The sequence below is a fragment of the Dolichospermum sp. UHCC 0352 genome (assembly GCF_009711925.1).
Taxonomy (GTDB): domain Bacteria; phylum Cyanobacteriota; class Cyanobacteriia; order Cyanobacteriales; family Nostocaceae; genus Dolichospermum; species Dolichospermum lemmermannii.
Window position 1 is genome coordinate 1 of record NZ_VIKY01000207.1, and the last position, 4,962, is coordinate 4,962.

5 protein-coding genes and 1 tRNA gene are annotated in these 4,962 nt (G+C 37.7%); 3 read left to right on the top strand and 3 right to left on the bottom strand.

The annotated features are described in order from the left end of the window. Positions 1 to 616 precede the first annotated feature (616 nt). The 3 genes from FJR06_RS14475 to FJR06_RS14485 form a co-directional block, all read right to left on the bottom strand. The gene (locus tag FJR06_RS14475; RefSeq protein ID WP_015079254.1) at positions 617 to 1,420 is read right to left on the bottom strand and encodes an inositol monophosphatase family protein; all 804 of its coding nucleotides are present in this window, start codon (positions 1,418 to 1,420) and stop codon (positions 617 to 619) included. A gap of 61 nt (positions 1,421 to 1,481) precedes the next feature. Then, the gene (locus tag FJR06_RS14480; RefSeq protein ID WP_254434432.1) at positions 1,482 to 2,054 is read right to left on the bottom strand and encodes a thermonuclease family protein; all 573 of its coding nucleotides are present in this window, start codon (positions 2,052 to 2,054) and stop codon (positions 1,482 to 1,484) included. A gap of 22 nt (positions 2,055 to 2,076) precedes the next feature. Continuing rightward, a complete protein-coding gene (locus FJR06_RS14485; RefSeq protein ID WP_015079256.1) occupies positions 2,077 to 2,445 on the bottom strand; it encodes a 2Fe-2S iron-sulfur cluster-binding protein in 369 nt (122 codons plus the stop codon). A 547-nt stretch (positions 2,446 to 2,992) separates the two neighbouring features. Between FJR06_RS14485 and FJR06_RS14490 the strand changes: the two genes are divergently transcribed. From FJR06_RS14490 to FJR06_RS14500, 3 genes are all read left to right on the top strand, one after another. Then, positions 2,993 to 3,079 (top strand) — tRNA-Ser (locus FJR06_RS14490). Between the two features lie 301 nt (positions 3,080 to 3,380). Next, positions 3,381 to 4,076 (top strand): NYN domain-containing protein, encoded by a 696-nt coding sequence (locus tag FJR06_RS14495; RefSeq protein ID WP_015079257.1) that lies wholly within the window; start codon positions 3,381 to 3,383, stop codon positions 4,074 to 4,076. Positions 4,077 to 4,452: 376 nt separating this feature from the next. Then, positions 4,453 to 4,776 (top strand): hypothetical protein, encoded by a 324-nt coding sequence (locus FJR06_RS14500; protein ID WP_015079258.1) that lies wholly within the window; start codon positions 4,453 to 4,455, stop codon positions 4,774 to 4,776. The last annotated feature ends 186 nt before the right edge of the window (positions 4,777 to 4,962 follow it).

The following is a 4,962-nucleotide window of genomic DNA, read 5'->3' on the forward strand; positions in this document are numbered from 1 at the left end:
AATAGTTCTCCAAATGCTTCGCCCGTACAGTGGTCGCATTTGGAAGATAAATTATCGGTCATTGCCAAAAATAGTTCTCCAAATGCTTCGCCCGTACAGTTGTCAGTTGTCCTGAAAATAACCCCAAGGAACAAATAATTTGTGCAGTAATTTGTGGGGTAGAAGAAAAATCAAATGAGATAACAGCAATACCCGAATTAATTAAAGTATTAGATATGACTGGATGTTTATACTCAACACACCTTAATTATTTGATTTAAGCGGGTAGGGGTTTAGCAATGCTAAACTCCTACAAATCTAGGTTTTTCGTGATTTCACAAAAGTCCATGTCCCAACCGTTTTGAGTATATTAATATATATAAATGAACAAAATAAATTTATTATTAACAATAAATAATTACCCTAAATTTATTAAATTTTTAGAATTTTAATCAAGAAATTAATCAATTTTTGAATGAAATTAGATATTTTTACAAATTGATTCACTAACATAGTATTTTGTCAAAAAAAATTAGATGCGTTTCCCCTGAATAAACTCCCTGTCTAATAGCAAAAGTCGGTTAAAACCGACTCATGAAAAAACGCAAGTTTCTAACCCACAAACATCATAGAAAAATTACGTCCAACTTGCTAAACGGGGAACTTTCATCAATTCTTGACTGAGGCTATCGTGCAGATAACCATTAGTAGCTAAAATTCTTCCCGACTCAATTTTGATCGGAGTCCCATCATAAGCAGTCACATTTCCTCCCGCTTCCTGGACTAATATTATCCCAGCCACAACATCCCAAGGCGCAATTCCCCTTTCCCAATAACCATCAACTCGACCACAGGCTACATAAGCTAAATCCAAAGCTGCTGCACCATCACGTCTCACACCTTGGGTAAGATGGGTAAGATGACAAAACTCGGCATAATTGTTGTCAGGGGTTTCCCGTCTGTCATAGGCAAATCCACTGACTAACAGGCTTTTACCTAATTCCGCTGTTTGAGAAACCTGAATAGGGCGACGGTTACGGGTTGCACCTAAACCAGCAGCAGCCCGAAATAACTCATCCCGAAAAGGGTCATAAATTACTCCCACCTTGGGGACACCTTGAATCATCAAACCAATAGAAACAGCGAAACAGGGATATTGATGGGCGTAATTGGTTGTACCATCGAGAGGGTCAATCGCCCAGAGAAATTCATTATCTTGATTTCCCAGTTTTCCCGACTCTTCAGCCAGGATAGAATGTTGGGGAAAATGGCGACGCAATACTTCTAAAATTACCTGTTCAGAAGCTTTATCAGCAGCGGTAACTAAATCACCAGGACGGCCTTTTTCGGTGATTGCGTCTTCTAATTTACCTAAATAATCTTGTAAAACTACACCTGCGGCTAAAGCTGCTTCTGTAGCAATATCTAGAAAAATTTGCATATTTGTCGGTTGTCAGTGGTCAGTTGTCGGTTGTCGGTTGTCGGTTGTCAGTTGTCGTTTTTTAACGAGAGAGACGGCGAAATTCTCCGGGGGTGATTCGCATGGGTTTATCGGGATTCCAGATGCCTTTTCCCATGATTCTTGCCCATTGTTGGGCGCGTTCTAGGCGTTGGTCGTATTTGTGATTAGGCGATCGCGCTACAAATAAAGCATATCCTTGTTTGACAACTTCTTCATTTAACAACAGTTTATCTTTCCATACATAAGCCAAAGTTCGGTTAAATTTATCCTTAGCTTCTAAATCAAATTCCAGATTCACAGCTTGATTTGCACCACCAATTAAACCTTCTACTAATTGTTTTGCATCCTCACCCCAAGGAAGTTGGCGGATATCTGGTGCATCTAAACCAATTAATCGGACTTGGGAAATTAAATTGGGTTGTGCTTCCATTCCCAAAACTTCCAAACTTTGTCCACTCACAACCCGTGCTATTTTTACATTAGCGGGAATGATTGAGGAATTGTTGTGGCTTTGACAACTCACCAACAGCAACAAACTAGCTAATATAATTATTTTCGGTACAAAAACGCGAAGACGGACTACTACAGCAGCCATCCTCGCTATCAAATTCATTAACATGAACACACAAAAAATCTTAGTCCTCATCTAAGGGTAAACCCGCTTTAACTTTGCCCTTACCAAAAAACCGCCCAAACTGAAGTTCATAAACCTCATCTTCATCTTGTGTTTCCACTTCCAAATCAGAACGAGCGTAACTTACACATAATAAAGCGTAACCTTGGCGACGTAAATCAGGAGAAAGCCCAATGGCTTCTGGTTGATGAATTTCTCCTGATAAAACTCTCACAGCGCAGGTTGTACAAGCCCCATTTCGACAAGAAAAGGGCAATTCTGTCCCATTGTGTTCAGCGGTGTGTAAGATATAGCGGTCTTCAGGAACTTCGAGAGTATGTGATGTCCCAGTTTGGCGATTGTAAACTTTAATTGTGTGGGTTTGAACCATCTTGATTTTTAGATTTGCGGATTTGGAGTTTCACACTTAATTATAAGGAAGAACGCCGAAAACCCTTGAAAATGTGGCTGACTCAGGAAGCCACATTTGGGCTTTAGACAAGGGATGAAGGCTAGAGGCTTTCCTTTATCCTGCATTGACGTTAATTTGAAAATTTGAAATTATTTCAAATTTTAATCCATATTCGTGATACAACTAAATTGTCACTAAAGACATAAAAAGCTACCGAGGGACTCTCGGAAAGTTACGCTTGTCAGATATGATTTCGCCCGCCAGGGCAAACGAAATCAGGGCAAGAACCCAAATATTTAAGGAACCCTGCCTGAAACTGGGATAACTGAGGGATATAGACTGAAACTCTCTATAGAATCTCCGCGTCTAAAGACGCGGAGAGTGTCAAAAGAAGATTGCTTGAAAACTCTGCACTTTCAGGTCAGGGAGTGATGATAGCGCAGCCTGGCCTTAGCCATAAAAATATCTTTTCCGAAATGGTTGCTTTTTTTTTAATCCTATTGTAATATAGCAAAACGAGACACCTGGAGAGATGGCCGAGTGGTTGAAGGCGCAGACCTGGAAAGTCTGTTATGCAGAAATGTATACGAGGGTTCGAATCCCTCTCTCTCCATTCCCCAACAGTAACTAAGTTTGATTTAAAAATATTTGCTTGTAAGCTCACACAGCAGACTTTACCCATAAAACTAAAAGATAATTTTTGGATATAAATAGTGAATTTCGCCCAAAAGTGGGCATTTTGTGTAAAGTATATGCAGGTAAACGGCAAAATATCATATTCACTTAGAAGAAATCGGCTAAAATCTACCTGATAGGTATTAACTCAACCAAGACTGTGGCAACAAATTAGTCAAAATTCAGCTATTGTCAGTTTACCTACAACAACATCCCCACTTTAATATTCAGAGGTATCAATGCAGTTTGACAATTTTAGCAAAAAAACAAACGAATATAAAGAACTTAAAGAAAAACCTCATTGGCAAAGCCCAGCAACCAAAGGCAATATTAAGCCTAAAGAACCTAATCCAGCTAATAATATCAGCTTTAATGAGGATGACAATCGTGGACGAGTAGCAATTTTTATTGACGGGTTAAATTTATTTTATGCCGCATTACAATTGGGAATTGAAATTGATTATGTAAAATTGCTTTGTCGGTTAACAAAAAATTCTCGGTTATTACGTGCTTTCTTTTACACAGGAATGGATAGTGGCAACGAAAAGCAACAGGGATTTCTTTTATGGATGCGTCGTAACGGCTATCGTGTAGTTACTAAAGATATGAGTGTAGTTGTCGATAATTACAAAAAACCAAATTTGAACGTAGAAATTGCCGTTGACATGATTACTTTAGCACCCTATTATGATACAGCCGTCTTAGTTAGTGGCGACGGAGATTTATCCTATGCTGTTCATGCAGTTAGTAATGTGGGCGCTAGAGTAGAAGTAATTGGCTTGCAAACAACAACTAGCGATAGTGAAGCGCGTTCTAGAAATCACCTAATTGATGTGGCTGATGAATTTATAGATTTTGATAGTATTAAACAACACATTCAAAAAGATTCTACTATCGGGTATAGTTATCGGACTTCTTCTAATTACCAAGTTTAAATTCCCAATATATAAATTTTCCTCCCTTTTTTTGCAATTTTATCGCAACCACCTTACTGGTGAGGGCATTAGTTGATCATAAAATAAAACTCCATCTAAAATAGGGTTTTATTCCCGACTGCTAAGATATTATCCCAACCTCAAATTAAAATAATTTGAGAGGATTTAATCCTGAATTTTATTTGACACTTTTCTCGTATCTGTGCTATACAAGTGTAGAAACAGCTAATTAACATTAATAGACATAACAGACTTTAAAACTGAACTTTAAAGTATGGCATGATCACTTCTTAATTTGTTTTTAGCATTCACTTAAAACATATCTTCAATAGATATATTTTTGAGAACTTATATTATTAAAGGCGTAGGTAGTTCAGTGAATCAAATCCAATTAACTTTAGTTATTAGCTATGTTCTCATGACTGGCTATTTTTTTACTAATTGGTTAACATTTTCTCTTCGTCACCCTACATCTTCCCCACAGGAGAAATTTTTATCCTTGATCATGTTTGTGATCATCACTATTTTATGGCCTTTAGTGATTGTTAACTCTTGCTTAGAAGTGATCAAAAAAGGCAAGTTAGAATTTACTACAGTTGTTCCTGTACTTTTAGTAATATGTGCTTTTGGTATTTCCTACTATTTAAGTTCATTACCTGAACATTGGCTATGTTATTACGATCTATTTTGCCATGTTTAAATACTTGTGAAAACCAGTTTTAAATTGTCGATTATCAATTTTTTCTTGTCTTTTACCTAAGAGGTTGTTTGAAAAGTATTATATGAAACCCATAATCTCCAAAAACCTAACCCCCCTACCCCCCTTCCCTACAAGGGAATGGGGGTTTTAAAGCCTCTCCCCTGCAAGGGGAGAGGTTTGGAGAGG